This window comes from Paramicrobacterium chengjingii (assembly GCF_011751765.2).
GTDB lineage: Bacteria > Actinomycetota > Actinomycetes > Actinomycetales > Microbacteriaceae > Paramicrobacterium > Paramicrobacterium chengjingii.
This window is the reverse complement of the sequence record NZ_CP061169.1, coordinates 756824-783239: the sequence shown is the minus strand read 5'-3', so window position 1 is coordinate 783239 and position 26416 is coordinate 756824. Positions and strand designations below refer to the sequence as shown.

At 62.9% G+C, this 26416-nt stretch carries 23 protein-coding genes; 8 read left to right on the top strand and 15 right to left on the bottom strand.

Annotated elements, in window-relative coordinates:
- Positions 1-8: 8 nt before the first annotated feature.
- Positions 9-803 (top strand): oxygenase MpaB family protein, encoded by a 795-nt coding sequence (locus tag HCR76_RS03865; RefSeq protein ID WP_166988394.1) that lies wholly within the window; start codon positions 9-11, stop codon positions 801-803.
- On the opposite strand, the gene HCR76_RS03860 is transcribed toward HCR76_RS03865, so the two are convergent.
- The 5 genes from HCR76_RS03860 to HCR76_RS03840 all read right to left on the bottom strand — a co-directional run bounded on the left by HCR76_RS03860 (position 800) and on the right by HCR76_RS03840 (position 7729).
- A complete protein-coding gene (locus HCR76_RS03860) occupies positions 800-1327 on the bottom strand; it encodes a thermonuclease family protein (RefSeq protein WP_166988392.1) in 528 nt (175 codons plus the stop codon). The genes HCR76_RS03865 and HCR76_RS03860 overlap by 4 nt on opposite strands.
- 8 nt (positions 1328-1335) lie before the next feature.
- The gene (locus HCR76_RS03855; RefSeq protein ID WP_166988390.1) at positions 1336-2880 is read right to left on the bottom strand and encodes an HNH endonuclease signature motif containing protein; all 1545 of its coding nucleotides are present in this window, start codon (positions 2878-2880) and stop codon (positions 1336-1338) included.
- 378 nt (positions 2881-3258) lie between these two features.
- Complete coding sequence (locus HCR76_RS03850; RefSeq protein ID WP_166988388.1) at positions 3259-4311, bottom strand: FUSC family protein; 1053 nt, start codon at positions 4309-4311, stop codon at positions 3259-3261.
- Position 4312: 1 nt separating this feature from the next.
- Entirely contained in the window at positions 4313-6712 is a 2400-nt protein-coding gene (locus HCR76_RS03845; protein WP_166988386.1) for an ATP-dependent helicase, read from the bottom strand.
- A gap of 12 nt (positions 6713-6724) precedes the next feature.
- Positions 6725-7729, bottom strand: a complete 1005-nt coding sequence (locus HCR76_RS03840) for a glycerophosphodiester phosphodiesterase family protein (RefSeq protein WP_166988384.1) — start codon at positions 7727-7729, stop codon at positions 6725-6727.
- A 142-nt stretch (positions 7730-7871) separates the two neighbouring features.
- Here HCR76_RS03840 and HCR76_RS03835 point away from each other — a divergent pair, with 142 nt between their 5' ends.
- On the top strand, positions 7872-8666 hold the full coding sequence (locus tag HCR76_RS03835) for a Bax inhibitor-1/YccA family protein (RefSeq protein ID WP_166988382.1): 795 nt from the start codon (positions 7872-7874) through the stop codon (positions 8664-8666).
- A gap of 81 nt (positions 8667-8747) precedes the next feature.
- Here the strand turns inward: HCR76_RS03835 and HCR76_RS03830 are convergent, their stop codons facing one another.
- Both HCR76_RS03830 and HCR76_RS03825 read right to left on the bottom strand, forming a co-directional pair.
- Positions 8748-9230: an FBP domain-containing protein gene (locus HCR76_RS03830; protein ID WP_166988380.1), complete on the bottom strand. Its 483-nt coding sequence runs from the start codon at positions 9228-9230 to the stop codon at positions 8748-8750.
- Positions 9231-9269: 39 nt separating this feature from the next.
- Positions 9270-9704 carry a hypothetical protein gene (locus tag HCR76_RS03825; RefSeq protein ID WP_166988378.1) on the bottom strand — a complete coding sequence of 145 codons (435 nt, stop codon included), beginning with the start codon at positions 9702-9704 and terminating at the stop codon, positions 9270-9272.
- 96 nt (positions 9705-9800) lie between these two features.
- Between HCR76_RS03825 and HCR76_RS03820 the strand changes: the two genes are divergently transcribed.
- Positions 9801-10199 (top strand): hypothetical protein, encoded by a 399-nt coding sequence (locus tag HCR76_RS03820; protein WP_166988376.1) that lies wholly within the window; start codon positions 9801-9803, stop codon positions 10197-10199.
- A 111-nt stretch (positions 10200-10310) separates the two neighbouring features.
- On the opposite strand, the gene guaA is transcribed toward HCR76_RS03820, so the two are convergent.
- From guaA to HCR76_RS03780, 8 genes are all read right to left on the bottom strand, one after another.
- Positions 10311-11894 carry a glutamine-hydrolyzing GMP synthase gene (gene guaA / locus HCR76_RS03815; protein ID WP_166990213.1) on the bottom strand — a complete coding sequence of 528 codons (1584 nt, stop codon included), beginning with the start codon at positions 11892-11894 and terminating at the stop codon, positions 10311-10313.
- On the bottom strand, positions 11890-12345 hold the full coding sequence (locus HCR76_RS03810; protein ID WP_166988374.1) for a DUF3817 domain-containing protein: 456 nt from the start codon (positions 12343-12345) through the stop codon (positions 11890-11892). Before HCR76_RS03810 ends, guaA begins: the two co-directional genes overlap by 5 nt.
- 4 nt (positions 12346-12349) lie before the next feature.
- Positions 12350-13177, bottom strand: coding sequence for an SURF1 family cytochrome oxidase biogenesis protein (locus HCR76_RS03805; RefSeq protein WP_166988372.1), 828 nt, complete (start codon positions 13175-13177; stop codon positions 12350-12352).
- Between the two features lie 44 nt (positions 13178-13221).
- A complete protein-coding gene (locus HCR76_RS03800) occupies positions 13222-14217 on the bottom strand; it encodes an NAD-dependent epimerase/dehydratase family protein (RefSeq protein WP_166990211.1) in 996 nt (331 codons plus the stop codon).
- Entirely contained in the window at positions 14214-16853 is a 2640-nt protein-coding gene (locus HCR76_RS03795; protein ID WP_244971475.1) for an alpha/beta fold hydrolase, read from the bottom strand. Before HCR76_RS03795 ends, HCR76_RS03800 begins: the two co-directional genes overlap by 4 nt.
- Complete coding sequence (locus HCR76_RS03790) at positions 16847-17869, bottom strand: 3-oxoacyl-ACP synthase III (protein ID WP_166988370.1); 1023 nt, start codon at positions 17867-17869, stop codon at positions 16847-16849. Before HCR76_RS03790 ends, HCR76_RS03795 begins: the two co-directional genes overlap by 7 nt.
- 126 nt (positions 17870-17995) lie before the next feature.
- Positions 17996-19723, bottom strand: coding sequence for a glycerol-3-phosphate dehydrogenase/oxidase (locus tag HCR76_RS03785; protein WP_166988368.1), 1728 nt, complete (start codon positions 19721-19723; stop codon positions 17996-17998).
- 53 nt (positions 19724-19776) lie between these two features.
- A complete protein-coding gene (locus HCR76_RS03780; RefSeq protein ID WP_235933929.1) occupies positions 19777-20901 on the bottom strand; it encodes a GuaB3 family IMP dehydrogenase-related protein in 1125 nt (374 codons plus the stop codon).
- 105 nt (positions 20902-21006) lie between these two features.
- Here HCR76_RS03780 and HCR76_RS03775 point away from each other — a divergent pair, with 105 nt between their 5' ends.
- From HCR76_RS03775 to HCR76_RS03755, 5 genes are all read left to right on the top strand, one after another.
- On the top strand, positions 21007-22224 hold the full coding sequence (locus tag HCR76_RS03775; RefSeq protein WP_166988364.1) for an ROK family transcriptional regulator: 1218 nt from the start codon (positions 21007-21009) through the stop codon (positions 22222-22224).
- A gap of 100 nt (positions 22225-22324) precedes the next feature.
- Positions 22325-23254, top strand: a complete 930-nt coding sequence (locus HCR76_RS03770; protein ID WP_166988362.1) for a BadF/BadG/BcrA/BcrD ATPase family protein — start codon at positions 22325-22327, stop codon at positions 23252-23254.
- 28 nt (positions 23255-23282) lie between these two features.
- Positions 23283-24590, top strand: coding sequence for an extracellular solute-binding protein (locus HCR76_RS03765; protein WP_166988360.1), 1308 nt, complete (start codon positions 23283-23285; stop codon positions 24588-24590).
- 8 nt (positions 24591-24598) lie between these two features.
- Positions 24599-25525, top strand: coding sequence for a carbohydrate ABC transporter permease (locus tag HCR76_RS03760; RefSeq protein WP_166988358.1), 927 nt, complete (start codon positions 24599-24601; stop codon positions 25523-25525).
- On the top strand, positions 25522-26370 hold the full coding sequence (locus HCR76_RS03755; protein ID WP_166988356.1) for a carbohydrate ABC transporter permease: 849 nt from the start codon (positions 25522-25524) through the stop codon (positions 26368-26370). Before HCR76_RS03760 ends, HCR76_RS03755 begins: the two co-directional genes overlap by 4 nt.
- Positions 26371-26416 lie beyond the last annotated feature (46 nt).

Sequence of the window (26416 nt, the reverse complement as noted above, 5' to 3'; positions counted from 1 at the left end):
CTGAAGCGATGCGGCAGGTGCGTGAGCTGAGAGACATCGCGGCTGAGGCCGTGCTGATCTCTGGTGGCGGAGCGGCGATTCTTTTGCAGATCGCCGACGAGCAGGTCGGCCTCGGGGTGGCGCGGCACAGCGACTTTGCGTCACGCCCCCTCGATCGGCTACATGCAACGCTCACCTACGTCTATGTGCAGGCATACGGAACAGATGCCGAGCGTCGCTACGGCGCCCGCAAGGTCGGGGTGGCGCATCGTCCGGTTCAGGCGGATGCGGGTGAGCAGTCCCCAGCGTATTCGGCGAGCGATCCGCAGCTGCAACTTTGGGTCGCCGCCACCCTGTATCGCACGGCGATCGGTCTGTACGAGCGCATCCACGGCCCCCTCCCGCTCGACACTGCGGAGCACGTTTACCGCGAATACGCGGTTCTCGGCACCGCCCTGGGCATGCCGAAGCAGCTTTGGCCCGTTGATCGCGCTGCCTTCGACGAGTACTGGAGTCGGGCGCATTCCACGCTGCACGTCACCGCTGAAGCGCGGCACGTCGCCCGTGACCTCCTGCACCCGCGCGTCGCGCCGCCGTGGCTTACATTGTCGATGCCACTGGCCCGACTCATTACCGCGGGTCTGCTCGACGAGAGGCTCCGCGAGGCATACGGGCTTCAGTGGTCGCGGGCACGGCAGCGCCGCTTCGACGCAGTGATGACCGTGACCCGGATGCTGTGGCCGCGGCTGCCCCGAGGCATCCGTCATCTGCCGGCCATTCGCTACCTGAGGCGCGTGCGCGCCGAGATCGCGCGGGTGTCTTAGGCACAGGCCGACCACAGCCCCGAATCTGCGTTCTCGGCATCCGCTTCGGACATTCTCAGCTTCGTCTCAAACCGAGTGTTGGGCTCGTAGATGAGCACTCGGGCATATCCCTCCGCCACAAGCGCTTCGTTGACGAATTCGCCCTCGTCTGTCCAGAGGTACAGCAACGACCGCCCGTACTGATCGAAGGGTTCTGCATCCGCCAGAGTCCACACGGCAGACCCGTCGGGGAGGATGCTGCGCAGCTCATCCCGCGCATCGACGCCGTAACATTCCTCAGGGTCGAGCTCAGGAGTATCGATGCCCAGCAACCGAACCTTGATCTGCTCGTCACGATCGTGTGTTCCCTCAGGTTGCAGAAACAGCGTGTCACCGTCGTGAACGTGCGCCACCGTTGCACGTTCGGCTCCGTCAGGAATGCCGTCAGGCGTCGCTGCGTCACCACCACTGACGCTTGCCGAACACCCCATGAGGCCGACGCACATCAGAGCAACCACAATGGTCGATCGAAAACACGAGCTCATGAGCATGATTATGCCCGGTCAGCTCCGCCCCTTTGCGTTACGTGCTTCGCGCCCGTCGGCGATGTCCAGAGCAGACTGCCGTCTGGTTGCACTTCGGAGTGCCATCTCGTCGAATGCTTCAACGTGTGATGTCGGCGACACAAACACACCAGATCCTCTGGCGAACTTCGGCCTCCATCCACCCACGCAACCACGTGGTCGATATCGCAACGCTCGGCGGGAACATCACAGCAGGGAAAGCCGCAGGTGACGTCTCGCGTACGAATCAGACGCTTCACCTGTTCACTCAGACGGTATTTGTTTGGATCGATCGCGACAGTCGACCCATCGACGGGGCTGGTGAGCACCCGGTGAAAGCTCGATGCCTGCGAGATGATGTCGGTCGCTGTGTCAATGTCGATGGGGCCGTAGCCGCCCAGCACGGCTGGCTCGTCACCTTTGCCCAAGAGTGTTTCCGCGGGCACGGTGATCACGACACCGGGCCGCATGGCCGCCAGCTGCGCGGGAGTCAATGCCGAATGCAGTGATGCCCGTTCTGAGGATTCAACGCCTCCGGATTCAACGCCTCCGGATTCAAAGTCCGACGGTTCAGCTCCTGACGATTCAGCATCCTCTGGCTCAGACTCTGCATCAGTGTCTGCATCAGAGATCGTCGGCTCTGATTCGGGCGTCTGCCCGAAGGCCCCAATGCGCAATGTCTCAACGCCGAGCTGCGAGAGCAGACCTTCTGCCAGAATGTCGGCGCCCAACTGTGCCAGAGTGCGTTGTTCCCCTGGCGTCTCATTCTTGCGCCGCTTCGCAAGTACGCGCATGCCATGTTCAATGGACAGAATCACATCGGCCGAGTGGTGCAGGGTAATGCTCGCCATGCCATCAGGATCTTCGTACACCTCTGCCTGGCGCAACGCGAACGCTTCTTTCTTGCGCTCCTCGATCGACTCGGGGTGCAGCTTCTCGCGAAGCTTTCGTGCTGTCGATTGAAACCGTGACGGCGTCTGAGTGCGAGCCTTCGGGGTGATGGCGTCATCGAACGCGCGCCGAGCGTCTTTCGGTACGTTCCACGCCTGATGAGTGGCTGCGCGAACGTGCTGCTGCGAAACCCAGCCAAGCCGCCATGCGTCTGCCAGCCCGGGGAGATCGTTGATGACGGTCTTTGCTTCTTCGACCATGTTTGTCGCCGTACGATCAGAGACACGCAGACGCGTTGCGACCTCAGCGCTGAACGCTCGCCGCAAAGCTTCGTCATCTTCGAGCGCCGTGGACAGTCCGTGCACGAGGATCGCATCTCGCTGATTGCGAAACGTCACGCGCGCAGCTTCGACCTTCTCTGCAACCACAGCCTGCTGAGCCAGAAGCCTCTCATGCTCCCGCTCGAGCTCTTCAAGAGCGAGCGCCGCAGAATCAGTAGTTTCAATGATCGGCGCATGCATCTCGTCGTCGAGATACAGATAGTCGTGAAGCATGAAGAACGGACGAAGAGCGATCTCCCCGTGGTCTTCGTCACCCAAGGGAATCGGCCCCTTCCGACTCCGACATGTCTTCGTCTCGAACATAGCTCAAGTGTAGCAGTATTCGAAGTTTTGTTCTAGTCATTTGTGATCGTTTTCAGCATTTCTCGGCGCTCTCAGAAGACTGCGAGAGAGTTCACCGACACCCTTGTGGCGCCTCGAAGCCGCACAGGCGCGACGCTGAGCAAGAACGTGAATCGATTGAGACGGACACATGCGCAACCGCATCGAGGCTGAGGGCCCGATCTGAGTCCGGGCGCATCGATGGTCATATCGGACCTCGATGACGAGCCGATCAGCCCAAGCTTCCTGGCCTGACGAATGCAGGTCGACAGCGTATTCACGTTGTTGTGAGAGAACTCATCGCAGCGGGAATGGCCCGGCTCGACCGCGACCCGCACGGGTCGTCGCGTCGAGACCGGGCTACTGCGGCTCCGGGCCGACGCGCACAAACCGCGCAAGCAGCACCATTGCCACCCCGACCGCGGCACCGAGCGCCGTCTCGACAGCACGATCGATGAGAATGTCGGAAACAGAGGTCGCCGGACTCGACAGGTGCACCATCAGAAGTGCAAGTGGCGTGATGAAGACAAGGGCTGTGCCGTAATGGCGCCCGACGAAGATCTCTGCCCCAAACTGGCACACCACGACGATCGCGATCAATAGCCAGACCGGCGGATGCCCCCACAGCACCAGCGCCGTCACAACGACCCCCGCAATCGTGCCGACAGTGCGGTGCAGCGTGCGCGAGATGGAGTGCGCCGCTCGCACCGGCGGCACGACCGCTACGAGGCTCACGACCGCCCAATACGAGTGCCCCAGCCCCAGAAGCTCGGCCGCTCCCCCGGCGATCACCGCACCAACAACAAGCTGCCCGATGTTGAGCCACACTGCGGGGTCACGCCACGCCCGAGGGCGCAAAACCGCCCGCCGAGGCAGTGGCTTCAGAAGCTTGAAACTCGCCGTGACGCGATCCACGTCTCTGCCGAGCCGCAGCAGCCACCCCGACATGGTGACCACAAGCGCGAAACTCGCCGACCCGACGGCGATGAGCACAGCAAGGCCAGCCTCATCCGCTCGCACTGGAATCAGGGCGCACACGAGAAATGCGAACGTGAAGAACACAGGGGTCGGCGGGTGCAGCGAAAGTGTGCGGCACAGCAGCACCCCGGCTGCGAGCACGGCAACGAGCCCGACGACAAGAAAGCCTGTGTTCGACCCCGTCGTCGAGATCAGCACACCGCCCGCGATCAATGCGACCAGCATCGCAGCGGCAGAGCCCGCCGTACGCAGCCGTGTGCGATACACCTCACTGCGTCCGTACAGCGACGTGAACGCCCCGAACGAGGCGTAGAGCGCCAGATCGAGTCTTCCGAGCAGAGTAAGAGTGACCAACGGAACAGCGACAGCGATTCCAGCCCGCGTTGCTACCTCAAAATCGAGCGCGTGCAGCCGGTACGCCAAGCGGCGAGCCACGCTACAACTTCTCGATAGGAGCGATCTTGATCAGGAGCTTCTTCGCGCCCGCGTTGTCGAATTGCACATGGGCCACGCGCTTGGTTCCTTCACCCGTCACGTTCTGAACACGGCCTTCGCCGAAGTCGGTATGACGGATGCGGTCGCCCGCCGCGAGCTCGAGGTCGCCATTGTCGCGCACTGAATTCGTGACTTTGTTGGGCCACTCCTTCTTCTCGGCGCGCGGCAGAGCCGCAGCATCCGTTCCCCGTGTCTGCGACCAGCGGTTGGCATTGAGCGCGCGCGACTGGGTGCCGCCGCGCGAATTGACGGAGCCCGGCGATTGCCTCCACTCGATGAGCTCGGCCGGAATCTCTTGTAGATACCGGCTCGGCATCGCAACGGCCGTCTCGCCGTACTGCGCGCGCGTCATAGCGAGAGACAGAAACAGCCGCTTGCGCGCGCGCGTGATGCCCACATAGAAAAGCCGGCGCTCCTCAGACGGACCGCCCGGCTCGTTCGCCGACATGCGGTGCGGCAACAGGTCTTCTTCGATGCCGGTGAGAAACACGCTGTCGTACTCGAGGCCCTTCGCCGTGTGCAGCGTCATGAGCGAGACCGTTCCACTCGCATCATCGAGATCATCGGCAGCGGCGACGAGAGACACCTCCGTGAGAAAGTCAAGGAGCGTGCCGTCTGGGTTGTTGCGCTCGAACTCCTTCGTGACGGCGACTAGCTCATCGATGTTCTCAGCACGCGCCTCGTCTTGCGGGTCACGGCTCATCCGCAGTGAGTCGATCAGACCGCTCTTCTGCATGAGCGTCGTGAGCACCTCGCTCACCCTGCCCGCATCGGCGAGCGCCACAGCCTCGTCGAGCACGGCAGACAGGTCGCTGATGGCACGCGTCACCTTGGGACCGAAACCCAGGGTGGATGCTTCGCGCAGCGACTCTCGCAAGGTGGTCTCGGCGTTCTCGGCAAAGCTGGCAAGTTGGGTGATCGTCGCCGGTCCGAGGCCGCGCTTGGGCGTGTTGATGATGCGACGAACGGCAAGCTCGTCTGCGGGGTTCATGACAGCGGTGAGGTAGGCGAACGCGTCTTTGATCTCGGCGCGCTCGTAGAACTTGGTGCCGCCCATGATCTTGTAGGGAAGGGCCGAGCGCACGAAGATTTCTTCCAGCGCTCGCGTCTGCGCGTTTGTGCGGTAGAAGACAGCGACATCTCCGTATGCGACGCCGTTTCTGTGCAGTCGCTCGATCTCATCGGCCACGAACTGCGCCTCGTCGTGCCCCGAGTACCCTGTGAAGCCGATGATCTTGTCGCCATCGCCGATGTCGGTCCAGAGCTTCTTGTCTTTGCGGTCGAAGTTGTTTGAGATGACGGCATTCGCCGCCGAGAGGATGTTCTGGGTCGATCGGTAGTTCTGCTCGAGCAGAATCACCTTTGCTCCGGTGAAGTCGCGCTCGAACTCGACGATATTGCGAATGTCGGCACCGCGGAACGCGTAGATTGACTGGTCGGAGTCACCCACAACCGTGAGCGAGGCGCCCTCGAGCGTTCCCGGCAGAAAGCCGTCGCCTTCGGGCTCCCGCGTGAGCTCCCGAATGAGCGAGTACTGCGCGTGGTTGGTGTCTTGGTACTCGTCGACGAGAACGTAGCGAAACTTCTTCTGGTACAGCGCCGCCACCTGCGGAAACGCTCTGAACAGGTAGACGGTCTGCGCAATGAGGTCGTCGAAGTCGAACGCGCTGGCACGCTGCAGCTCCCGCTGATAATCGCGGAAGATCTCGACGAAGGCCACCTCGTTCGGGTCAGACATGTTCGCATTGCGCGCGTAGCCATCGGCATCCGCCAGCTCATTCTTGAGCTTGGAGATTCTGGCAGAGGCATTTGCCGGGGTGAAGCCGAACATGTCGGCGTCGTGGCGCTTGATGATGCGCTTGAGTAGCACGCGCGAGTCTGACGAGTCGTAGATGGTGAAGTTCTTGCTGAATCCGACGTTCTCTGCCTCGCGCCGCAGAATGCGCACGCACGCCGAGTGGAATGTGGAGATCCACATGCCCTCTGTGCGGCCACCGAGCAGATCTTCGACGCGCTCACGCATCTCGGCCGCTGCCTTGTTCGTGAACGTGATGGCGAGAATCTGGCTCGGCCACGCCTCGCGGTTCTCAATGAGGCTCGCGATTCGGTGCGTGAGCACACGGGTCTTGCCCGACCCGGCACCCGCAACGATGAGCAGCGCTTTGCCTCGGTATTCGACGGCCTCGCGCTGCTGCGGGTTGAGGCCGTCGAGCAGGTGATCGGATGCCGTCGCACCGCCACGCGGAGCGGCAGCCGTCGGCCAGTCGACGATCACCGGAGCCGAGGAGTCGCCCGTGCCCTGGCTGCTGCCCTGTGCATCAGAAGTAGTGGAACTCGTCATGTCCCGTCAAGTCTAGGCTGTGTCTCTGACAGCCCGCGCCCGCAGCGCGAGGTCGGTGTGATCGGCGAACACCCCGTCGACACCTGTGGAGAAGATCTCGTCGAACTCGCCCTGCCAGTCCCCGAAGGCGCCCGCGTCGTCGCCCCGCCGGTGCCGCGCGTTCAAAAAGGCGTTCTCGGGGCGCAGCGTCCAGGCGTATACCGTGAGGTCGCGCCGATGGGCCCGCGCGACGAGGTCTCCGACACCGCTCCCCAGTGTGGTCCACGGCAGCAGGTATGCCTTGTCGACGCTGATGCCGTCGACAACAGCGGCCAGCGTCTCGAGCCCCGCATCGCCGAGATCGTCAGCGTAGGTCGCGGCCGCCGTGCCATCGCGCACCACCCGGTCGGCGGGCGCACCCGACTTCTCGATCAGGTAGACGTATCGCGCATCGACGCCGCGGCCCCTCAGTCGTTCGAGCACGCTGAGCTCGAAGCACTCGATCACGAGGCCGGTCGCCGCTGCCCAGCCCGTGCCGCGAAGCTCATGCTCAAGCAGGTCGTCCAGGGGAAGGCCAATCGATTCGAAGTATGTGGCGTGTTTGATCTCCACGACGACGCCGGCATGGTGCCCGGTTGTGCGTTCGTGCTCGCGCAGCAGCTCAAGCACGTCGGCGAGACACAGCATCCGCTCGGTCCCGTCATATTCGGCGCTGCCTGGTCGCAGCTTGGCGATTCTCTCGCGCACGCGCAGCGTTTGCAGCTCTTCCCAGGTGAAGTCTTCGGTGAACCAGCCGCTGATCTCGGAGCCGTCAATGGTCTTGGTGGTTCGCCTGTCGACGAATTCCGGATGCTGCGCCACATCGGTGGTGCCGCCGATCTCGTTCTCGTGACGCACGACGAGCACGCCGTCGCGCGTGGCAACGATGTCGGGCTCGACGGCGTCTGCTCCAAGCTCCAGAGCGAGCCGATAGCTCGCGGCCGAGTGCTCGGGACGGTAGCCTGGGGCGCCGCGGTGCCCGATGACGAGTGCTGACATATGGCAAGGCTACGTGCCGCGGCATCCATTCGGGCTGGTGCAAGCTGAGGATTCACCGGGGGTCACTGCGGGAACATAGGAGAGTCCGATAGCGTTAATCACAGTATTCCAACCCCCGACGAGAGAGTAGGGATCACGCCTCATGGCCATGAACAACCCGGCATTCCGTAACGCCGGCTTCCAGCGCGGCGGCGGTGCCGCGACAGCGCAGCCGAACATGACGGCTGAGCAGCTGCAGCAGATGTACGAGCAGCCCGCTGCAACGGCCGCGCAGACCGACCGCATGACCGTCGAAGACACCCTCGGCAAGTCAGTCGTCGCCTTCGGCATCCTGCTCGTCGGCGCGGCAATCGGCTGGTTCATTCCGGCTCTTGCGATTCCGGCGGCCATTGCCGGCTTCGTGCTCGCCCTCGTCAACATCTTCAAGAAGGAGCCATCCGCTCCGCTGGTGCTCGCCTACTCGGGTGTGCAGGGCGTGTTCGTCGGCGGCATCTCCGGCATTTTCGAGACCATCTACCCCGGCATCGTCAGCCAGGCGCTTATCGGCACAGTATTGGTCTTTGGCGTCACCTTCGCCCTCTTCGCCAGCGGCAAGATCCGCGCGTCCAAGAAGGCGACCAAGGTCTTCATGATCGCGATGATCAGCTACGCTGCTTTCTCGCTTGTCAACATCGTTCTCATGTGGACGGGCGTGAACGACGACCCGTGGGGTATGCGTGGCGCTGAGATCATGGGCATCCCGTTCGGGCTGATCCTCGGCGTTCTCGTCGTGATCATGGCCGCGTACTCGCTCGTTCTCGACTTCGACTTCATCAAGCGCGGCTCTGAGAACGGACTTCCCCGCAAGTACGGCTGGACCGGTGTCTTCGGCGTCATCATGACGGTCGTCTGGCTCTACCTTGAGATTCTGCGCATGATCGCCATCGCCCGCGATTAGCGCCTCACTCTGAGATACCTAAAAGTGCCCCTGATTCCTCGTGGATCAGGGGCACTTTTTGGTATCTCACCCGAGCCGCACTCACGCCGTCTTCAGCACGTCAGCAGTGAAGCCGTGCACCCGCTCAAGCAAACGCTGCGATCGCAACTCGACGAGGTCGGGCTGTAGCGGCTGCGATGGCGTGATGCGAATGAGCATGGGGCAGGCGAGGTCTTCGCAGATGTAGGTGCCGATCGTGTTGCCGTTGAGGCCGGCTTCCCCCGCCCGTGGCGCGCTGAACATGCGCACCTGCGTGGCTGGCTGCGACGAGCGGCAGAACGAGCACATGGCGGCGATGCCGTGTCTGAGGCTTCCGGATGCCGCGCGCACGACGACCCCCACCGGCCGATCACCCGCCCAGTGCACGATATAGCCGAGCCGTGCAGCTTGTGGATCTCGCCAGCCCAAGAATTCGCGCTCATGCCAGATTGTCTCGTGCAGCCCAGGAATCGGCAGCCGATCGAGCTGCTCTGGCGTGGCATTCACGAATGACGAGCGGATGTCGTCGGCTGTCAACGGCCTCATTCCAGCATCCTGCCGCCGAACTGGTCATAGTTCAAGTGCTCAGTACTCGGGCCCCTCGACTGCGACATAGTCGCCAACCATCTCTCCCGACTGCTCGACGTCACGAAAATTACCGAGGGTCGCAGAATCAACGCCAGCCTCTGGAACCCCGACAGTCACGGGCAGGGATCCGCACCCCGATGTCCAGTCTTCGGCACCGTCAGCCACGACGACGAGGCAGACTCCTTCTCCGGCTTCGTCCCGTGTGAGGTAGGTGTAGTAATCGATTCCCCTGCTGTCGGTGCCGAGAAATCGACTCGAGCCACTCTCGATCTCGAGCTCGTGATCGTCTGACGTGCTCAGAAAGATGTCGTTCGCAGTCTGCTCGTGATCGAAAACAGGCAATGGACTCGACGAGCCACAGCCAGTGAGTCCGAGCAGTGCTCCAGCAACCATGAGAAGCCCCGCTGTGCGTGTTCGCCATCGAACTGCCATGTCCTGACTATAGCAATAGCGGTCGCTTGGCCCACTGCCGGTAGGATCCATCTCAGCCGAGCCAAAACTCGGGGAGCTCGAACGTTCAGGAGCACGGTGGACAGTGACGAACAGATCATGCTCGCGCTCGAGTTCGCGTCGTGGATCGCCTTCGGCATGTGCGTGCTTGTCGCCGTCGCAGCGCTCGTCGTGCGGCTGACGAGCGTTCGGTGGCAGCATACGCTCGCATACGTCATCGTCGACGGCGAGCGCACACTTGTCCGCTGGTTTCACGATGCCGGAGCAAGCGCTGGCGAAGCCGAGCTCAGTCACGCACAGATCGCGCATCTGGGCGACCGTCTCGAGACCGAGCTGTATTACCGCGTGAACCGCCCGGGCACGATCCGATTCGGGCGCCCGCGCTCGCACGCGCGCGCCCTCGGCTTCTCGGCACTCGGGTTTCTCGTGATCGGCATCGCGGCTTCGATCGCCCAGCTCTTTCTCATGGGCGTGTGATCCGCCGCCAGCCTGTCCTCCAGACCGGTGAGCCACAGAATGGAATGTGCGCTACAGAAAGTTCTGTAGCGCACATTCTGTTCTGTAGCCTGGTTCGGCGGGCTCAGAGAGTCACTCCCACTCGATGGTGCCCGGCGGCTTCGAAGTGATATCAACGACAACGCGGTTCACCTCGTGAACCTCGTTCGTAATGCGATTCGAGATGCGCGCGAGAACGTCATAGGGCACGCGGGTCCAGTCGGCGGTCATTGCGTCTTCACTCGACACCGGTCGCAGCACGATGGGGTGCCCGTACGTTCGCCCGTCTCCTTGAACGCCAACCGAGCGAACGTCGGCGAGAAGCACGACGGGGCACTGCCAGATCTCACTGTCGAGCCCTGCAGCCGTGAGCTCATCGCGCACGATGGCGTCTGAGCGGCGAAGCACGTCGAGCCGTTCTGCCGTCACTTCGCCGATGATCCGGATGCCGAGGCCGGGCCCGGGGAACGGCTGACGACCAACGATGGCGTCGGGAATGCCGAGTTCTCGGCCGATCGCCCGCACCTCGTCTTTGAACAGCGCGCGAAGCGGCTCGATGAGCTCAAAATCGAGGTCGTCAGGCAGTCCGCCTACGTTGTGGTGGCTCTTGATGTTCGCGGTTCCCGTACCGCCTCCCGACTCAACGACGTCGGGATAGAGCGTGCCCTGCACGAGAAACTTGATTGGAGCACCGCCGATGGCCCTCGCCTCGTCGACGAGATCGCGCTGCACCTTCTCGAAGGTGCGGATGAACTCACGGCCGATGATCTTGCGCTTCTGCTCGGGGTCGGAGACTCCTTCGAGGTGGCCGATGAACGTGTCGGCGGCATCCACAGTGATCAAGCGCACGCCCGTTGATTCAACGTAGTCTTTCTCCACCTGCTCTCGCTCGCCCTGCCTCAGCAGCCCGTGATCGACGAACACAGCGGTGAGCTGATCGCCGATGGCCTCGTGCACGAGCGCCGTGGAGACCGCCGAGTCGACGCCGCCCGAAAGCGCGGAGATGACGCGAGCGTCGCCCACCTGCGCACGAATGCGCTCGACCTGCTCGGCGATCACATTGCCCGAGTTCCAGTCGGAGGGAATGCCTGCCGCCGTGTGAAGGAAGTTTTCGAGAACGTTCTGCCCGAACGCGGAGTGCTTCACCTCGGGGTGCCACTGCACGCCGTACAGGCAACGCTCGTCGTTGGCGAACGCCGCAACGGGCGTGGATGCTGTCGACGCCAGCACCTGGAAGCCCTGCGGAGCCTCCGCCACTGAATCACCGTGGCTCATCCAGACGGTCTGCTCGGCAGGCTGGCCGGCGAGCAGCGTGCCGCCATCGCCGCCGAGCGATGCATCCGTCGATCCGTATTCGCGCTTGCCCGTGTGCGCTACCTCGCCGCCGAGGGCGAGCGCCATCACCTGAAAGCCGTAGCAGATGCCGAGCGTCGGGATGCCGAGCTCGAAGATCTCGCCGTCGAAGCCGGGCGCGCCGTCAGCGTAGACGCTTGACGGCCCCCCAGAGAGGATCATGCCAACGGGCTGCTGTGCACGCACCTCGGCTGCGGTGATCGTATGGGGGACGATCTCGGAGTACACACCTGCCTCGCGCACACGACGCGCGATCAGCTGCGCGTACTGGGCTCCGAAATCGATGACGAGAACCGGCCGTTGGGCCGTGGTCTGCTCGCTAATGGGTTGCCTCCTGAGCTTCGGCATCACGGGTCTGGTCATCTCGCGCCTGGCGCTGGGCGAGGTACGCTCTCACGCGCTTCGCCATTCTCGCTTCAACGATGAACGAGAGAAACGGCACGACGCCGCCGAGGGCGATCAACACGAACGTCATTAGCGGCCAACGCATCAGGCTCCACAGCCTGAAGTCGGCGAACAGGTACACGACGTAGAACCAGCCGTGCACGACGAGCACGCCGATCGACAGGTTGATCGCCGCGACGCTGCCGCTCGGCACGAAGGCAAGAAAACCATAGGCTCCGCCGAGTTCGAGTTCGAGGCCGAACGCGTACTTGAGCAGCATCTCGACGCAGAGTGCGAGCAACAGCACACCCGTGATGATCGATGCCACTTGATAAAGCTTGAGGGCACCCGGAATTTTGGGCAGATCGGATGCTTTTGGTTCAAGTGCCATGTGTCTAGTTTACTTTCTCACTCGGTGCGCCGGTGTCGGCCTCGGCCAGTTCACGCTCTTCCAGATCGCGTTCCCACCCGTCCTTCACAATGCGGAACCAGAGGAACACGGCGAAACCGGCGAACACAACCCATTCGATGGCGTAGAAGATGTTCAGCCAGTTGATCTCCACCTCTTGCTCAGGGGGTGGAGCGTTGATGGTCTCGAGTCCGGTCGGCGCGCTATCGGCCACCACGTAAGCCTCGTACACGTCGACGCCATCCATCTCTTGCCACTCGTTGACAAACCATGCTGGCGCCATCGTCGAGATGTCGTGGGGAGCGTCTTCGTCGAGTTCGGGAAACTGTGCCGGGAGCACACGGCCGGTGATGGATGCCCCGGAACGCTGCTCTGCGTTCAGGCGCTCGGCGACAGCATCCGCCGTCTGCCGTGATTCCGTCCACCCCAGGCCGACGGCGAGCGCGTTGCCCTGCTTCGTGACGAGGTGCCCTGCTACCCAGTACCCGCTTGTCCCCTCGTTCATCCTGTTGGTAACGACGAGGTAGTCGCCGGGGACGAACTCGCCCTCGGCGCTCACGATCTGCCCGACGCGCTCGGTGCGCAGAAGGCTGCCGGTTTCGACGGTCTCGGTGAGAGGTTTGACGGACTCTGTCGGTGCCGACTGCTGCGTGGGGGCTGCACGATACGCGCGTTCAAGCTGCCATTTTCCCAGTGCAGCGAAGGCCGCGGCGATCACGAGCGCCAGAACAAGCAGTGCGATCCAACGCGGCATGAGCATTGTGCCCAGCAGCGTGCGGGGCTGATCCGGATCGCGTCGGGAAATGGTGCTCACTCTTTCGCAGGCTCAGATGCTCCTCTGCGGGAGCATCTTCGATGTTAGCCGTTCGTCGCTGTGGGCACGCTGTGCCGACCGTAGTGCGCAGCGAGGCGTCTCAGGCCCTCGTCGATGGACACCTCAGGAGTCCACGCGAGGTCGCGCCGCGTGTCGCGTTGGTCGAACCAGTGAGACGTCGAGAGCTGTTCGGCGAGGAATCGGGTCATCGGTGGTTCGTCTCGGCCGGGGCGGATGCTCCAGAGGCGCTCGACGAGACTGCCGGCCACCGTCGCGATGCCCGCCGGAATGCTGAATCGGGGGGTGGGCACTCCCGCTGCAGCGCAGATGCCGGCCATCAGTTCTGCAACGGGGCGTGGCTCGCCGTTCGTGATCACGTAGCTGTGTCCGGCGACCTGCTCAGCCCTGTCGAACCCTGCGACGATGCCGCTCGCAGCGTTGTCGACGTATGTGCTGTCGATGAGCGCGGTTCCGTTGTTGAGCAGAGGAAGCGTCCCTCGCCGAGCACGTGCGACGATGCGGCCGACAAGCTGCGTGTCTCCGGGCCCCCACACGAGGTGCGGACGCACGGCAACGACCCGCAGCTCTGCGCTGTTTCGCGCGAGAGCGAGCAGTTCGCCCTGCGCCTTCGTGCGCGCATATTCGCCGCGTACCTGCTTCGGGTCTGCCGGATCGGCGCCGACGCCGGCAAGCGACGAGCCCGTGTGCGCGACGGACGGAGACGATACCTGCACGAAGCGTCGCACGCCGCTGCGCTGGGCTGCATCGAGAAGCACTCGCGTGCCGTCGACGTTCACACGATGAAAGTCGCCGCGATCGCCCGCGAGCGAAACCTTGGCCGCGAGATGCACCACGCCGTCAGCTCCAGCGAGTGCTGCACCGACGACGTCGCCGTCGGTGATCGCGCCTTGCATGTCGCGCACCCCTTCGATGCCAGACGGGCTGCGTTGCAGCGTGCGCACCTCGTGCCCAGCATCGCGCAGCTGTGTCGCAACGGTGCGCCCGAGCAGGCCGCTCGCTCCGGTGACGACGACGATCATGGTGCTGCCAGCCGCTCGCCCGACAGCATCCGCTCGGCCCACACCGACAGGCGCGAACGGTCGATCTTCGAATTGTGCCGAATGTCGGTGGGCAGCCGCGGCACCTCAAGCACGGCGACGAGCGGCAGCGTTGTGCTCGCTCGCAGGCGCCGAGCGAGGTCGAGACTGACGAAACGAGGCGCTCGAGTGCCTTTGCGTGTCTCGATGACGGCGACAGCCTGTCGCAGCGCCTCGGGTCCGATACCGACGACAGCGGCTCGGCGCACCTCAGCGTTCCGCTCAAGATCCTGTTCGGGGCCCACGGGCGCAACCGGCCCGTCACCGGTGACGATGGTGTGCTGCAGTCGGCCCTCAACCCACAGCCGCCCCTCGGCATCGAGGTGGCCGATGTCGCCCGTTCGATACCAGCGGCCGCCTGCAGGAACGTCGCGCCCGGCAGCCCGATCCGTCAGCCAGAGCCTGTCGTACTGCTGCTTGAGGTGTGGCGCAGAGATCACAATCTCACCAAGCACGCCGGGATCATCGGATGCCGCTCCCGTCGCATTTCCGTCAGCATCGAGGCTGCTGACGAGCACGCGGTTGCCCGCGAGGGGAGTGCCGACGCAGACGCCGCGGTCACCGGCATCCTGAACCGCGCGAATTCCGTCGAGCGTGATGTCGGTGACGAGCAGGCACTCAGTCATGCCGTACGGCGTGTGCGGTGTTGCATTCGGCATCAGGTCGGCCGCCGAGGCGAGCAGCTGTTCACTGATGGGCGCGCCCGTCGAGAGAAACGTGCGCACCGTCGCCAATGCTGCTCGGTCGTCTGCGGTCAGGTCATCTGCCGTTGCGACAACATTGAGAATGGATGCCGGTGAGAGAAACACGATGCGAGCATTCGACGCGCGCACGGCGGCAGCCACGGCCACCGCAGTGAGGGTGCGCGGAGAGCTGATGTCCATGTCGGGCGTGACCGAGCGCGTGCCAAGGGCCGGGCCCAGCAGTGCGAACGGAGCGAAACCCGTGACGAGGCCGGTTTCGGGCGTCACATCGAAGTGCGCGGCGACGACATCGCGCATGGCCGCCAACTGCGCGTGCGTGTAGACGACGCCCTTTGCCGGCCCCGTCGACCCCGAGGTGAACAGTACGGCTGCGATATCGCCGGCTGTCGGCTCGTCGGGAAGCCGTTCGTCGGCACCGAGGGCGAGCAGTTCGCGCAGCGTATGCGTCACGCCAAGTGCAAAGGCAGAGAGGCGCGGCAGCGTCGCCGTCGAGATGCGCACGCCGGGCCAGCCGAGAACTCTCGCAGCACTCAGTGCGCGAGCATCGCCGATGATGACGTCGGGGCGCGCCCCGCGAATCGCGCGACTGAGGCCGCGCACGCCGAGCCCGGCGTCAGCCACAACAACGACGGCGCCGATGCGCAGGCATGCGTAGATTGCAGCGGTGAGCGTCGGGCCGGGCTGAACAAGCAGCGAGACTCGGTCACCTGAGCGCACGCCGATGTGATGAAGTCCGGATGCCAGTTGACGCACACGCGTCGAGAGTTGCGTCCAGCTCACACGAAGCGGCTCGCCCCCCGTCGTCATATCGGTGACGGCGAGGCTGCGATCGTCTCTGTGCTCATCGAGCCGGCTCCACAGCGGAGCGAAGCCGCTGGCGGCATCCACTGTTTCGAGCTCTGTTGCAGTGCCGTCGACGTGCTCGGCGAGCCAATCGAGAACCGCGTCGGCATAGGGAGCGTCTTCGGCGAGCACATGTCCGGCACCCTCAAAACGGTGCACGCGCGCGTGAGGCAGGCGCTCGATGAGGTCGCCGAGGTAACGGTCGCTGAAGATCGGGTCGCGAGGGCCCCAGAGAAGCAGCGCGGGAACGTCGAGCCGCGTCACACCGTCGGCGACGTCGTCGAGCACCGCACGGCTTTCGTGGTGTGCAGAAGCGGGGATGTCCGCGACGAACCCCTCAATGCCCTGCCGGCGAACGGCCTGCTGGTAGGGAACCCTGTAGGCTGCTTCGACCTGTGGCGACAGCGGCGGATGCGCGAGCGACAGCGTCACGTCGAGAAAGGCGCTCGTTTTCGACGTTGCCGTCGCCAAGACGCCTCGAGCACCGGCGAGGCGCAGCGGTGCCGGCACAGGCACGTCGTCTGGTTGGTGCACCGCGGTGTTCAGCAGTGCAACTCCGGCAAGCTCGTCGCTGTGTCGGCACGCCCAGCCCAGGGAGATGACGCCACCCCAGTCGTGGCCGAGCGTGACGATCGGGCCGGTGAGATTCAGCTCTGCCGTGAATGCCGAGAGATCATCGATGCGCTGACCCAGCGTGCGGTGCAGCCCCGTTCGCTCGGAGAATCCCATCTCAAGCTGGTCGACGGCGATCACACGCCACGGTCGGTCCTCGTTTGTCTGTGACACGAGCCGGCGCCAGAGGTATGACCAGGTGGGGTTGCCGTGCACAGCGAGGATGGTGCCCGCTCGCGCCACGCCGCGAGCAGCGAGCTCGTCGGCGTTGTCGAGGAAGTGCCAGGTGCGTGAGCTGCCGGCATCGATGCCGTTGCCAGGCACCGTGACAAGGCGGCTGTATGCGGGGTCGAGTTCGGGGAGGCCGGCCGGGGGCTTTGATGCCGCCAGCACGGTGAGCGAGTTTCGAGAACTCACCACGCCAATTCCATCATCGCGGTGTTGAGGCCGGAGCCGACACCCATGAGCAGCACGCGATCGCCCTTCGTCAGGCGTTCCTTCTCTTCGGCCAGGGTGATCGGAATCGATGCGGGGCCCACATTTCCCAGCCAGGGGAACGTGATGGGAACACGGCGACGATCAAGCTTGGCTGCCTTCACAATGGCGCTCGTGTGCACCTCGGAGACCTGGTGGGTGATGTAGCGATCCATCGCGCCCCAGTTCCACTCCTTCGCTGCTTCTTTCCACGCCGAGATCACAAGATCGAGGCCGCCCTTCAGCAGTGCCTTCGCATCGGTGAACATTCCGTCTGTGCTGCCGACGCACAGCTCATGAAACTGGGTTGCCGCGCGCGTCACCCCGCCGAGAATACGGTGCCCGTCCGGGTGCCCGTCGACGGGGCCGATGACCGCGGCAGCCGCGCCCGAGCCGAGCGTCAACGAGGCAAACTCACTCATGAAGCCGTCTCGTCCAACGTCGTTGCGCAGCAGTCGAGTCACCGTGTTGTCTTGAATCTCATCGGCATCCTCGCCATTCACGATGAGTGCATACCGTATCTGGCCGGCGTCGATCATTCCGGCAGCCAGGCTTGTACCGTTGACGAACCCGAGGCAGGCGTTCGCCAGATCAAAGTTGATCGCAGAGCTCGGTAGACCGAGGCCGTGGTGCAAGCGCACAGCGACAGACGGCTCCAGGTGCTTTCGCGTGACGGAGGTGTTCACGATGAGGCCGATATCGGATGCTGACACGCCCGCTTCGTCAAGGGCTCTCCGGCCCGCGGCAACCGTTGCGTCATCGGAGTTCTCGCCGGCCGCCCAGTTGCGACGCTCCGTCACCCCTGCCACGCGTTCGAGAAGGCTTCCCGGAAGGCGAAGGCGCTCGAGCGAGGAGGCGAGACGCAGTTCGATGTCTGCAGACGTCGTCACGCGCGAGGGTAGTGTGCTCGCGACCGAAAGCAATGCCGCATTGCTGAATCGTGTTGTCGCATTGCCAGCCACGTGTCCTCCGTCTCGCGGGGTTGTTCCGCAAACAACCCAGTTTATCCGTGCACCCGCTGTGCGTGCCCTGTGCCTGCTGTGATGCACAGGGGCACGACATGTGGTGCACAGCGCACCGTAGGCTGCTCAGGCCTGCGAGATATCCGGCGCCTCCAACCGCACACGCTCGGCAGATTCGTCATCGGGTTGCTCTTGCGAAGCCCTCTCGGCGGCGACGCGCTGCAGGTAGTACGTCACCTCAGACTCCTTTTTCGCGGCATCCCAACCAAGTACATCGCCCATGAGATCGGCGACCACGGGAGCAGCCGAGACACCGCGATCCCAGGCCTCGATCGAGATGCGCGTGCGCCTGGCGAGCACGTCTTCAATGTGCAGTGCGCCCTCGCTCGTTGCCGCATATACGACCTCGGCCCTGATGTAGTCGTCGGCACCGGGAAGTGGCTCCTGCAGCTCTGGATTGTCGCGCACAAGGTCGAGAATGTCGTCGGTGAGCACGCCGTATCGGTTCAGAAGGTGCTCAACGCGCACCTTGTGCACGTCGAACTTGCGGGCGATCTTGCCACGCTTGTTCCACGCAGCCTGGTAGCCCTCCGCACCCAGAAGTGAGATGTTGTCGGTCGCCGACTCGGGAATCTTTCCATCGAGCGCGTCGACGGCCGCATCGATCGCGTCTTTCGCCATGATGCGGTAGGTCGTCCATTTTCCACCCGCCACGACGACGAGTCCTGGAACGGAGTGAGCGACGATGTGCTCGCGCGACAGCTTCGATGTCTCGTCGCTCTCGCCGGCGAGCAGCGGCCGCAGCCCGGCATACACTCCCTCGACGTCGTCACGCGTGAGAGGCACGGCGAGCACGCTGTTGACGTGCTCGAGCAGATAGTCGATGTCTGCTGCCGTCGCTGCAGGGTGCGCCTTGTCGAGATACCAGTCGGTGTCGGTCGTGCCGATGAGCCAGTGCCTGCCCCACGGGATCACGAAGAGCACGCTCTTCTCGGTGCGCAGGATCATGCCCATTGTCGACTGGAAGCGATCGCGTGGAACAACGAGGTGGATGCCCTTCGAAGCACGCACCTTGAACTGGCCGCGCTCCCCCACCATCGACTGTGTCTCATCGGTCCAGACGCCCGTGGCATTGACCACTTGCTTCGCCTTCACGTCAAAATACGTGTCGGTCTCGAGGTCGTGCGCTTTCACACCAACGACGCGCTGCCCCACTTTGAGAAACCCCTCAACGCGCACGCGGCTGGCCACGTGCGCGCCGTATGCAGAGGCAGTGCGAGCGAGCGTTGCGACGTAGCGGGCATCGTCGACCTGCGCGTCGTAATACGTGAGCCCGCCGACGAACGCATTACTGCGCAGCGACGGAATCGACTTCTGCATCTGTCGCTTCGTGAGGTGCCTGTGGTGCGGAACACCCGGGGGTCGAAGTCCGGTGTAGCTGAAGATGTCGTACAGCATCATGCCGGCACCGATGTAGATGCGCTCCCACACCGGCTTGGTGAGCGGGTAGAGAAAGCGCACGGGCTTCACGAGGTGCGGCGCGATCCGCTGAAGCAGAAGGCCGCGTTCAATGAGCGCCTCACGCACGAGACCGAAGTCAAGCTGCTCCAAATACCGGATGCCGCCGTGAACGAGCTTCGATGACCGGCTCGATGTTCCGCTCGACCAGTCTCGTGCCTCGAGCAGCCCGGTGGAGAGACCGCGAGTGACGGCATCCATGGCACTTCCCGTGCCCACGATTCCGCCGCCGATCACGAGAACGTCGAGCTCCTTCGAGCTCATCTCCTCGATCGCTTCGATTCGCTCCTGTGGTCCCAGCTTCTTCGACCGCGCGACGGTCTTCTTGGCGCTCATTCAGAACCTCCATCAGCGTGAACCTGTCGAATGCTCACGCCCTTGGTTCGACGCTAACGCAGTCGGTACGGCGCGACAACTACTTCGACCCTCTGAAACTCTTTGAGGTCGCTGTATCCGGTCGTCGCCATCGAGCGTTTGAGCGCTCCGAGAAGGTTCGCGGTGCCGTCGGGCGTTGTCGCCGGGCCGTAGATGATCTCCTCGAGAGTCCCCGTTGTGCCCACCTTCACGCGGTTGCCGCGGGGAAGCTTCGCGTGGTGCGCCTCGGCACCCCAGTGGAAGCCGCCGCCTGGCGCGTCGCTCGCGCGAGCAAACGTCGTGCCGAGCATCACAGCGTCAGCGCCGCAGGCGATCGCCTTGACGATGTCGCCCGAGGTGCCCAGGCCGCCGTCAGCGATCACGTGAACGTATCGTCCGCCCGATTCGTCAAGGTAGTCACGGCGCGCACCGGCCACGTCGGCGACGGCCGTCGCCATGGGCGCGTGGATGCCGAGGGTGTTGCGCGTTGTCGATGCGGCACCGCCGCCGAAGCCGACGAGCACGCCGGCCGCGCCCGTGCGCATCAGGTGCAGTGCCGCTGTGTAGGTTGCGGCTCCCCCGACGATCACGGGGACGTCGAGTTCGTAGATGAACTTCTTGAGGTTGAGTGGCTCCTGGTTCTGAGACACGTGCTCAGCCGAAACCGTCGTTCCGCGAATGACGAAGAGGTCGACGCCTGCGTCGACAACCGTCTGGTAGAACTCCTGCGTGCGCTGCGGCGAGAGCGATCCGGCAACAGTGACGCCAGCCTCGCGGATTTCCTCGAGCCGCGCCGTGATCAGCTCGGCCTTGATCGGCTCCGCGTAGAGCTCTTGCATGCGTGCAACGACCGCATCGGCAGGCAGGCTGCGGATCTCCTCGAGGATCGGCTCCGGGTTCTCGTAGCGTGTCCAGAGACCTTCAAGGTCGAGTACCCCGAGGCCGCCGAGTTGGCCCATCATGATCGCGGTGCGCGGCGATACGACCGAGTCCATTGGTGCGGCGATGAAGGGCGTATCGAACGTATAGGCGTCGATTGTCCACGTCGTCGAGACGTCTTCGGGGTCGCGGGTTCGCCGAGAGGGCACGATCGCGACGTCGTCGAACGAGAAAGTGGTGCGTGCCCGCTTGGCGCGGCCGATTTCGGTTTCTTGACTCACGGCTTCCACCCTATCGCGCCGCTTGCGCCGGGGATGGAGAGATAACATGCTGAGTGCCCGAGCTGAATCGGCGCATACTTCAGAACCGAGACTCGGGAGGGGCGAATGCGAGAAGCAACGAACCGGTCGTCGACGGCGACGAGCAACACCGTCTCGAGAGTCAACCGAACCGCTATCGTTCAGGCGCTTCGCGAACAGGGACCGCTCTCGCGCCAGCAGATCGGCGCAATAACCGGTCTCAGCCCGGCAACGGTCAACCGGCTTACTTCGAGCCTCATCGACGAGGGATTGGTTGCGCGTCAGGGCCAGATCCCCTCGACAGGCGGGCGCCCCTCCGTTTTACTGAGCTACACGGGTGCCACCCAGCTCGTCGCGTGCGTTCAAGTTCGAGCCGATCGTGCACGCGGAGCTCTGATCGATTTTGACTCGCATTTTGTGCACCGCGTCGATGCGCAATTCGATGATCTGCCCCCAGCCGATTCGCACACCACTGTTGACACCGATGTGCGGCTTTCACGCACGCTCAACCTTCTGGACACCCTCTTGGAAACCGCACGCGCGTTGGGCACGCCGTGCGTCAGCGTCGGGGTCTCGGTGCCCGGAGTGGTGACACAGCCAGACGGACGCGTCGCTCATCTTCCCGAGTTGGGCTGGCCGGAGTTCCCGCTGAAAGAGCTCATCGCCGCACGCACGGAGCTGCCTATCGTGATCGAGAACGATGCGAACGCACTCGCTCTCGGAGAGATGCACCATGGCGTTGGTCGCGGAATGAGCAGCCTCATCGCCGTGCACTTGGAGAACGGGCTCGGCGCGGGCATCATCAGCAATGGACGGATCCATCATGGGTTTCGATGGGAAGCTGGCGAGATCGGCTACCTTCTCATGGAGCCCTCGTCTCTGGAGAAGTCGTACTCTCTTCTCGGAGACCTGGAAGATCGTGTCGGATCGGTCGCGTTGACTCGGAAAGCACGCTCCCGCGGCCTTGAAATTCCCGACGGGCACCTGCTCATGGCCGATGAGATATTTGCCCGAGCTGCGCAAGGCGAGGTCGTCCCCGCCGGTATGGCCTCCGAGATTCTCGATATGGTCGCTATGGCAGTCGGTGCAATGTCGATCATTCTCGATCCGGAGGTCATCGTTCTGGGCAGCGGACTCGCCTCCCACGTAGAGATGGTGATCCCTGCAATTGAGGACCGCCTCGCTGGCCGCATCATCCGCGTGCCACATATGAAACCGGCGACGTTCGTCGAAGACGGCGTCTTGGTCGGCATTGCCGAGCTCGCGGCTCTCGATGTGCGTGGTTTCACGTACGTCGCGGGCTGACTTCCCCGCTTTCCATTGACAGGCGTCTGTGCCCAGGCCTATATTCAACACGACTTCTTTTTGATGTGATCAATAAGAAGTGAAACGCAAGGAGGCGTTTGTGGTCGTTGGCATTGATATCGGTGGGACAAAGACTCACATCGCGTTGCGCGATGCTCAGGGCAACCTCCGTGAGCGCGTGATCCCAAGCGACAGCTGGCGGCGCGGTGGGCTGTTCGGCGATTCGGCGAACGCCAATCGACTGGTCGCCGAAATTCATATGCTGACCGGTGGCAGTGACAGCGGGCACGTGGTCGTCGGCGCTCACGGCTGCGATACCCCAGAGCAGTGCGAACGCTTCGCGGATCAACTCCGATCCGTGTACGGGCAGAACGTCACGGTTGTCAACGACGCGCAGCTTCTTGTCCCCGCCGCGGGCCAGAGCGCAGGGGTGGCCGTCATCGTGGGAACAGGCTCGATCGTCGTCGGCGCCTCCCCCACTGACACGATGATTGTCGCCGGAGGGCACGGCTGGCTCTTCGGCGATCCGGGCAGCGCCCCGGGTGTTGTTCGCGAAGCGGTGAAGAAACTGCTGACTCGTCGGGACGAAGGCAGGAAAGTCGACATCTTGGGGCGACGACTCATCGCACATTTCGGAGTCAGCGACATCACGGGCTTGATATACGCTCTCTCCGTCGTTCCGAAGATCGACAGCTGGGCAGCGGCGGCTCCCGTGGTCTTCGAGGCTGCAGCCGACGGTTCCGAGACAGCAATCGCTGTCATCGAGGAAGCTGCAGCCGGGCTGGCGGCGAACGTCATTAACGTCCATCAGCACGGAGCCATCGGCAACGCGATCGTCTGCGCCGGCGGAGTCATCACGAATCAGCCACGGCTCTACTCGGCCCTACGCGACCAAATCGCCGATATCTGGCCTGACGCAGCGATCGAACTCCTCAGCGCAGCGCCCGTTTTCGGTGCACTCGCCCTCGCCGACGCGGCAGAGTCAGAGGAGCAGTCGTGCGCCTCAAAGCAGCCCAACCCACTCACCTAAGAACCTCGACAAGGAAGTAGAGGAAGTCATGAGAAAAGCACAGCACAATCTGAGAAGGATGACCGCAGCGATCGCGATTGCGACCGCCTCAGCGCTCGCCCTCAGCGCCTGCAGCGTCACGGGAGCGCCGTCATCGTCTGGAGGGGCCGGCGATGCAGACTCCGGGACGATCAATGCACTCTTCATGAAGCAGGCAGGTTACACCGAAGACAACGTGAAGGAGATGATCGACGACTTCAATGAAAAGTATCCAGACATCACCGTCAACCCCACGTTCGTCGCATACGAGGCGCTGCACGACAAGATCGTGACGGCTGCGCCATCCGGCACCTACGACGTCGTGCTCATGGATGTCATTTGGCCGGCGGAATTCGCGGAGAAGGGCATTGTCACCGACGTCACCGATCGTTTCTCGGACAAGTGGAATGACGAGATGCTGGGCGGCGCGCTGATCACTGCCGAGTACAAAGACAAGTTCTACGGCGTCCCCTGGTACCCGTCAACCAAACTGTTCTACTACAACAAAGACATGGTTGAGCGTGCGGGTTATTCTGAGGCCGACATCGAGACGTGGGACGGTGTGCTCGAGGTTGCACAGGCGATGAAGGACCAGGGCATCGTCGACTACCCCCTCGCATGGAGTTGGGCTCAGGCGGAGGCTCTGATCTGCGACTACGCTCAGCTTCTCGGTGCTTTCGGCGGTGAATTCACCAACGATGACGGTGAACTCATCATCAATGAGGAACCCGGAGTGCAAGCCCTGACCTGGATGAAGAACTCCATCGACGACGGACTGACTAACCCCAATTCAACGACATTCCTCGAAGATGATGTGAACAAGACCATGGCATCAGGGCAAGCTGCCTTCTCTCTCAATTGGGAGTCAACCTTCCGCGATCTCAACGATGAGTCGATTTCTGACGTAGTCGGGCAGGTCGGGGTATCCGCGACTCCGAGCGGCCCGGACGGCGAACGTCCCGGTGTCAACGGGGCCATGGCGCTCGGCATAGCCTCGAAATCGAAGAACAAGGATGCCGCGTGGAACTTCATCACCTTCATCAGCAGCCAGTCGGAGCAAGAGAAGTTCGTCACAAGCACCTTGCCCAGCTGGAAATCATCGTATGACGACCCTGAGATCACGAAGACGAACCCCGACGTCTTTTCTGCGGCGCAGGTCGGTTACGCCGACGGCATCCTGAGACCTCAGGTACCCAACTACAGCCAGGTCTCGCAGATCATTCAGGTCGAGCTGCAGAACGCGCTGCTGGGCAAAAAGTCACCGCAACAGGCGATGGATGACGCGGTCGCGGCTGCCAATGACGTGCTGAACGGCTGAGCTGCACAATGACGAGGATTTCCACGGTGGCGGCCCCGCGGAGGCGAGCCGGTAAGGAGAGCCAGAGGCGACTCGCATTCTGGCTGCTCCTTCCGGCCGCGATCGCGGTGTTCGGGGTCATCGTCTACCCCATCATCCGTACGCTGATCATCTCGTTCTTCGAGGTCAATTCTGCGCTCGCGGTAGAAACGCCTTTCATCGGCATCGACAACTATCTGCAGGCCCTCTCAAGCTCCGGTTTTTGGGCGGCAATCGGGCGCACGCTCTATTTCACAGTGGTCTCCACCGCGATCGAGCTGACGCTCGGCATGATGCTGGCGCTGCTCCTCAACGCGCGGCTGCGTATGCGATGGCTCTTCCGCGCGATCGTGGTTCTGCCATGGGCGGTTCCCACGATCGTCAACGCTGCAATGTGGAAAGGAATATTCAACGCACAGTACGGCTCTCTCAATGCCGCTTTGACCGGCCTGGGCATCACGGACGAGTACATTGCCTGGCTGGGCCACCCGTTTCTCGCGTTGAACATGGTCATCGTCGCCGATGCGTGGAAGACGACACCGCTCGTCGCGTTCTTTCTTCTCGCGGGGCTCACCGTGATCTCGCCTGAGCTCTATGAAAGCGCCAAACTCGACAGGGCATCGTGGCCTCGAATCTTCCGATCAATCACGTTGCCGATGCTGCTACCCTCCATCTCGATCGTTCTGGTGCTTCGCACCGTGGAAGCGTTCAAAGCCTTCGACATCATCTATGCAATGACCCGTGGCGGACCGGCCGACGGCACTCAGACGATTGCGTATTACACCTATGTACGGGCCTTCTCCGACCAAAACTTCGGCATGGGCTCTGCCCTCTCGTACATCATTGTCATCGTCATCCTGATCTTGACGGCGATCTACTTGAAGATGCTGCGCCAAGCGGAGACGAGTCTGGTATGAATCGCAAACGTCGAAATTCCGTCCTTCTGCATGTGTGCGCCATCATTGTCGCAATTGTGATTCTGCTGCCGTTCGCGTGGATGGTTGAAGCGAGTTTCGCGCCGCAACGCGATCTGGTCGGCCGGCCAATGAGGTGGATTCCTTCACACATTGATTTCAGTCGCTACGGCGAAATCTTTAACGGAAGCGAAGGCAGCGTCGGATCAACATTCCGCGCGGCCATGGTGAATTCCACAGTCGTCGCCGTTGCCGTTGTTCTGATCGCAATGGTTGTCGGCATACTCGGCGCGTACGCCTTTGCACGCCTGAGGTTCCCCTTTCGGAAGGTCACCCTGATGATCTTCCTCTCCACATATATGCTCCCGCAGATTGCGCTGCTGATTCCGCTGTACTTCATTGTGAACTCGCTCGGACTGCTTGACACGACACTCGGGCTCATTCTTGTTGACTCGTCTTTGGTGATCCCGTTCACCCTCTGGATTCTGAGCAACTACTTCGTGACGATTCCTGACGAGTTGGAAGAAGCAGCGCGCATCGATGGAACGTCGCGCATTGGGGCGCTTTTCCGCATCATTCTCCCCAGCGCGAAACCAGGAATCTTCGCGGCGATGATGTTCTCTTTCCTGCTCGCGTGGGATGAATTCATGTACGCCCTCATTTTTACATCGTCGGATGCTGCGAAGACACTGCCCGTCGCAATCTCAGAGTTTGCGGGGCGATACACCACAGACTTCGGGCTCGTCGCCGCCGGCGGCATCCTTGCTGCACTTCCACCGATCGTGATCGCAATTGCTTTCCAGCGCTATGTCGTCAGCGGCATGGGCGTCGGATCGGTCAAGGGATAGCGGCATCGTGGACGCTCTACTGCCCAACAATCGAAGTATCCGAGGG

Coding starts and splice junctions, on each gene's coding strand:
- HCR76_RS03865 (WP_166988394.1), top strand. CDS start 9: ATGCGGCAGGTGCGTGAGCTGAGAGACATCGCGGCTGAGGCCGTGCTG.
- HCR76_RS03860 (WP_166988392.1), bottom strand. CDS start 1,327: ATGAGCTCGTGTTTTCGATCGACCATTGTGGTTGCTCTGATGTGCGTC.
- HCR76_RS03855 (WP_166988390.1), bottom strand. CDS start 2,880: ATGTTCGAGACGAAGACATGTCGGAGTCGGAAGGGGCCGATTCCCTTG.
- HCR76_RS03845 (WP_166988386.1), bottom strand. CDS start 6,712: ATGACGAGTTCCACTACTTCTGATGCACAGGGCAGCAGCCAGGGCACG.
- HCR76_RS03840 (WP_166988384.1), bottom strand. CDS start 7,729: ATGTCAGCACTCGTCATCGGGCACCGCGGCGCCCCAGGCTACCGTCCC.
- HCR76_RS03835 (WP_166988382.1), top strand. CDS start 7,872: ATGGCCATGAACAACCCGGCATTCCGTAACGCCGGCTTCCAGCGCGGC.
- HCR76_RS03830 (WP_166988380.1), bottom strand. CDS start 9,230: ATGAGGCCGTTGACAGCCGACGACATCCGCTCGTCATTCGTGAATGCC.
- HCR76_RS03825 (WP_166988378.1), bottom strand. CDS start 9,704: ATGGCAGTTCGATGGCGAACACGCACAGCGGGGCTTCTCATGGTTGCT.
- HCR76_RS03810 (WP_166988374.1), bottom strand. CDS start 12,345: ATGGCACTTGAACCAAAAGCATCCGATCTGCCCAAAATTCCGGGTGCC.
- HCR76_RS03800 (WP_166990211.1), bottom strand. CDS start 14,217: ATGATCGTCGTCGTCACCGGAGCGAGCGGCCTGCTCGGGCGCACCGTT.
- HCR76_RS03785 (WP_166988368.1), bottom strand. CDS start 19,723: ATGAGCGCCAAGAAGACCGTCGCGCGGTCGAAGAAGCTGGGACCACAG.
- HCR76_RS03775 (WP_166988364.1), top strand. CDS start 21,007: ATGCGAGAAGCAACGAACCGGTCGTCGACGGCGACGAGCAACACCGTC.
- HCR76_RS03765 (WP_166988360.1), top strand. CDS start 23,283: ATGAGAAAAGCACAGCACAATCTGAGAAGGATGACCGCAGCGATCGCG.
- HCR76_RS03760 (WP_166988358.1), top strand. CDS start 24,599: ATGACGAGGATTTCCACGGTGGCGGCCCCGCGGAGGCGAGCCGGTAAG.
- HCR76_RS03755 (WP_166988356.1), top strand. CDS start 25,522: ATGAATCGCAAACGTCGAAATTCCGTCCTTCTGCATGTGTGCGCCATC.